Annotated in this window: 7 protein-coding genes; all 7 read left to right on the top strand. The window is 36.2% G+C overall.

From position 1 onward, the window contains the following. Nucleotides 1–359 (top strand): DnaB-like helicase C-terminal domain-containing protein (locus SPADD19_RS12760; RefSeq protein WP_241496516.1); only part of this gene is annotated, 359 nt, incomplete at its 5' end. Between the two features lie 96 nt (nt 360–455). Next, complete coding sequence (locus tag SPADD19_RS06780) at nt 456–704, top strand: DUF3173 family protein (protein WP_003003182.1); 249 nt, start codon at nt 456–458, stop codon at nt 702–704. Then, on the top strand, nt 697–1,908 hold the full coding sequence (locus SPADD19_RS06775; RefSeq protein WP_061455580.1) for a tyrosine-type recombinase/integrase: 1,212 nt from the start codon (nt 697–699) through the stop codon (nt 1,906–1,908). The genes SPADD19_RS06780 and SPADD19_RS06775 overlap by 8 nt, the downstream gene beginning before the upstream one ends. Nucleotides 1,909–2,212: 304 nt before the next feature. Beyond that, entirely contained in the window at nt 2,213–2,656 is a 444-nt protein-coding gene (locus SPADD19_RS06770; RefSeq protein ID WP_061455579.1) for a hypothetical protein, read from the top strand. Nucleotides 2,657–2,803: 147 nt separating this feature from the next. Continuing rightward, complete coding sequence (locus tag SPADD19_RS06765) at nt 2,804–3,256, top strand: hypothetical protein (protein WP_061455578.1); 453 nt, start codon at nt 2,804–2,806, stop codon at nt 3,254–3,256. A 108-nt stretch (nt 3,257–3,364) separates the two neighbouring features. Further along, nucleotides 3,365–3,814: a hypothetical protein gene (locus tag SPADD19_RS06760; RefSeq protein WP_049473195.1), complete on the top strand. Its 450-nt coding sequence runs from the start codon at nt 3,365–3,367 to the stop codon at nt 3,812–3,814. 332 nt (nt 3,815–4,146) lie between these two features. Next, a partial coding sequence (locus SPADD19_RS12755) for an ABC transporter permease (protein WP_241496515.1) occupies nt 4,147–4,908 on the top strand: 762 nt, incomplete at its 3' end.

Genomic DNA, 4,908 nt, shown 5'->3' with positions numbered 1-4,908 from the left:
CGGTGAATGAACGATTAACTGAAAAACAAAACACAGATAGATCGGTAATAGAATTGAAAAGGATTAGCCGAGACTTTAAAACACCAGTAATTGCTATTTCTTCTTTTAATAGAGAAAACTACAAATCTGTTGTAAGTATGCAGTCTTTCAAGGAGAGCGGAGCAATCGAGTATTCTAGCGATGTTTTGATTGGACTTCAACTAAAGGGGACTGGTCAAGGAAATTTTGATGTTAATGAAGCTAAATCGAGAAATCCACGAGAGATTGAGTTAGTGGTTTTAAAAAATCGTAATGGAAGAACTAGCATTAAGATGGAATTTGACTATTATGCGATGTACAATTATTTTAAAGAAAAGTAGTTTAAGGCTTTTGGTTAATGATCTAATTTGTTGAACTATTCTAAGCCTTATCAAAAGATGGAAATCTCTGTAATTAAGAATTAGAAGGAAGAGATAATGCAAACAATAAATCATACAGAATTAATGAAATTAGGTTTTCCTGAACATACGGCACGGGATATTATAAAACAAGCAAAGTTAATTGCTGTTCGACAATTTGAAGAATCTAGAGCTTTATCGAATAATGTGGTAGAATTAAGTAAATCACCATTTGATAATTCTCGTCTTAATTTAGCTCCTACGTATATTGTAGAAGAATTACTCGGCTTTAAGTTGCTTTCTGAAAGAAAGGAACAAAATGAGTAAAAAATATAAATGCGTAAGTCGAAATAAGAAAGGAAAAATTTACTATGAGGTTGAATTCAGTGTAGATCCGTCTACGGGTGACCGAAAGAGGTTTAGGGTTAAATCTTATAAAGATCAATTTGGAATTGATTTTAAAACAGAAAAGCAAGCCTTTGACGAAGTCTGTAGGATAAGAACTGAATACAATGCTAAAATATCTAGTGCCAGTGCAAATAGGCCACAATTAGATATTCCATTTTCAAAATTTATGGAAGATGTTTATTTGCCTTATTATAAGAAAACTGTTCAGCCCGTAACCTATCAAACTGCTTATCCTCAGTATAAGACTTTTATTGAAGTTTTTGCTGACAAGAAATTGTCTGAAATCAATGTTCGGGAATGCGAAGATTTTAGATTATCTTTAATGGAAGACTACTCTCCAAACTACGCAAAAGGACTTTGGTGTAAACTGAAGAAGTGCTTAAATTATGCAGAACGCTTGGAATACATCGAGAATAATCCTTGTAGAAAATTAGACAATCCTAAAGGAGAAAAACCGAAAACTGAATTTTGGACTGTGGAGGAACTTGATAAGGTATTAAAAACTATTGATCTGACAGTTTATGAAGAAAGGCAGTTTTATACGGCTATCTGGCTTTATTTTATGACGGGGATGCGAGTCTCTGAGGGTCTTAGTTTAAAGTGGTCAGACATAGATCTTAAAAATAAGGTTATTCATATTCAGTCTACCATTGAATATCAAGGGAATGGGAAATACGTTCGAAAAGAGCAGACAAAAACTAGGGCAGGCATGCGTTTCTTAGAAATAGATGACGAAACTGTTAAAGTGTTGCAAAATTGGAGAACTGTACAAGTGTATAATAGAGAAGATAATTTCGTATTAGCACGGTTTAACTCTCCAATGAACAAATCTACCTTAAGTCGAATGTTAAAAAGGCATGCACTAGCGGCTAAGGTTCCGGTTATTACTGGGAAAGGTCTACGTCATAGTCATGATTCATTTATGATAAACGTTCTAAAAAAAGATGTTTTGTATGTCTCGGCTCGTTCAGGAAGAACGGACAAAGCTACAACTCTAAACACCTATTCTCATTTCTATGATAGACAGATTGTAACTGGCGGTGCTGAAATAACAGAGGTGTTAGGAGAGCTGGGACTAACTGCAAATCCCGCCACAATCCCGCCAAGTAAAGAAACCGAGTGAAAATTAGCTGTATGAGAACAACTAAAGCAACGACGCTTCAGTTACTCTTAAATAATAGAGTTTCCAATCAAAATGAAAACCGAGGTTTAGACCTCGGTTTTTTTGTCGTTGAAAATAATGATGATAGAATGTGAATAGAGGGCTTTTATAAAGCTAACATGTGTAGCTCTCTTTATTTTCTCTAAACCTACTAAATAGTGCAGTTTTAATGATGTTACAATGATTTTACATTTGCTATATTCCCTTGAGATGTTGCTAATTTGTTGCTATAATGGCTATAAATCATATCATAAAGGAGAAGATGATGAAAAATTTTAAACGTCTTTTGTTAGCTGTTGTAGCTGTCTTTGCAGCCGTCCTTTTGGTAGCTTGTGGCGCTAAAAGCGATAATGGGACTTACGTGTTTGAGCCTACTAAGGATGAGATCAAAGATATTATGCCAAGTGAATTTCAATCTTTGATAGGTGATAATTACTCATTCACTATTTCGATTACAATCAATGATAAGAAAGGTGAGATGAAAGTAGACACCAATGCAGGTGGTCAAAATGTAAATCAAGTGATTGATTTGGAAGTAGACCAAAAAGCTAAAACTCTTGTCTCAAAAAATGAGTATGGGAAAGCGGAAATTACTTATCAAGTTTCAGGAAATGTGTTAACGATTAAGGATGTGAAGAATTCTTTAATGGGTGACACAGACATGTTTAATAACTACATGAAAATTGCTAAGTTCAAAAAAGTTAAATAATCCATCAGGGCGGGATTTACATCCTGCCTTTTTATTTTTCTTTGTTTATGAAAGAAATATTACAAGAATATGACATTTATAATCTTTCATTGCAGTGCATTGAAATTGTTGTTATAATAGGTTTAATCTAACTAAAAAGGAGAAGTTATGAAAAACTTTAAACGTATTCTTTTGGCTGTAGTAGCTGTTTTTGCAGTAGTTCTTTTGGTGGGATGTGGTGCCAAAAGTGATAATGGGACTTATGTCTACAAACCTACAAAATCTGAAGTGAAGGAGATCCTTGAAGAACAAGGTGCTCCAAGTTCAAGCGTAGATGCATTGATCGACAATGTTAAATTGGAAGTTTCAGTAACCATTAAAGACAAAAAAGGTAGCCTTAAAATTAAAGGTGAAATGATGGGACAAAAAACAGACCAATCATTTGATATGAAAGTTGACCAACAAAAGAAAACTCTTCAATCAAAAACAGGTGAAGGTGAAAAGGTTAAATACAAAGTTTCTGGCGATGTATTCACTTTTGATTTATCTGGAGAGGAAAGTTCAGATCACGCAGCAGCTTTGGAAATGTTCAAAAACGCTAAATTCAAGCGCACAAAATAATACAAGAGAAGGGCAGAGAGTATCTGCTCTTTTTCTTCTTTATAATATCTTGAATCGGTATTAAAATAATGGTAAAATCTGATTATAAAGTACATTAGGAGATGAATTATGAAAAATATTAAACGTATTCTTTTAGCTTTCGTTGCAGTTTTTGCAGCAGTCCTCTTGGTGGCATGTGGTGCCAAAAGTGATAACGGGACTTATGTCTACAAACCATCAAAAACTGAACTCAAGAAAATTCTTGAGGAGCAAGGCTTATCAGGTAGTCAATTAGAGTCTATTGGAGATGTTATTAATTTTGAAGTTTCCATTAAGATCAAAGATTCAAAAGGAACCCTCAGCATCGCGGGTGAAGTCGCTGGTCAAAAGAATGAGCGATCTTATGAAGTCAAAATCGATCAAAAAGAGAAAACAATCGCGTCAAAAGATGGTAGTGGAGAAAAGATTACATACAAGGTCGATGGTGACTATTTGACATTTGATCTTTCTAAGTTAAGTAATAGCAACCAAGGGGATCTTATGATTCTTAAAAATGCTAAATTCAAACGCACGAAATAAAGCGACTGAGAGGCTGGGACAAAAGTCCTAGCCTCTCAATTATTTTTGGATTGTCGAATAAGACGCAGTGGTTGAGTGAGCTCTACTACGCTGATTTCATCAGCTTTTACAGCCCTACTCAACTGTGCGGAGGTGGGACGATGAAATCGAATTCTAACGAATGACCGATTTCTGTCCCACTCTCTTTGCTTTACTTTTATGACTGGTTTGATATAATAAATAAGAATACAGATGGGACTGGGGCAGGAATGATTTTCTTTGAAAATGATTTCGTCTCGCTCCCTCTTTTCTGTGTGATCAAGGTTATTATTTATGGAAAAGGAGAATCATCTATGCTTTATATTTGGTCTTACTTGAAAAAGTATCCCAAGTGGCTAGCCCTGAATCTATTTTCGGCGGTCCTTTTTGTTATTGTCAATTTAGGCTTGCCAACGATTCTAGCTCGCATGATTGATGAGGGGATTAACCCGCGTGATGTGGATCGGCTGTATTTCTGGGGCTGGGTTATGTTTGCGATCATTTTGCTTGGAATTGTGGGACGGATTATCTTATCTTACGCGGTTGGTCAGCTAACGACCACCATGGTCCGTGATATGCGCAATGACCTCTATGCCAAGTTACAGGAGTACTCACACCGCGAGTATGAGCAAATTGGGGTATCGTCATTGGTTACTCGCTTGACTTCGGATGCCTTTGTTTTGATGCAGTTTGCGGATTCTATGTTGAAGATGGGCGTCATCACACCTTTGATGATGGTTTCCAGCGTTCTTTTGATTCTGACAACCAGTCCTTCTCTAGCATGGATTGTAGCGGTATCTGTACCATTCCTTGCTGTCGTCGTCTGGTATGTAGCAGTCAAGACACGTCCACTTTCTGAGAAGCAACAAAAGACTCTCGACCATCTCAACCAATTTGCGCGTGAAAATTTGACAGGACTTCGTGTGATTCGTGCCTTTGCTCGTGAAGAATTCCAGGAAGAGAAATTTGCGGCTGAAAATGAGGTCTATGCGGAAAACTCTAATAAATTGTTCAAACTAACTGGTTTGACAGAACCCCTATTTGTGCAGATCATCATTGCTATGATTGTGGCGATT

Source organism: Streptococcus parasanguinis, assembly GCF_001578955.1.
In the GTDB taxonomy this organism is placed as follows: Bacteria; Bacillota; Bacilli; order Lactobacillales; family Streptococcaceae; genus Streptococcus; species Streptococcus parasanguinis_U.
Note: the sequence above shows the minus strand (reverse complement) of the source record. Positions and strands in the feature narration are given on the sequence as shown.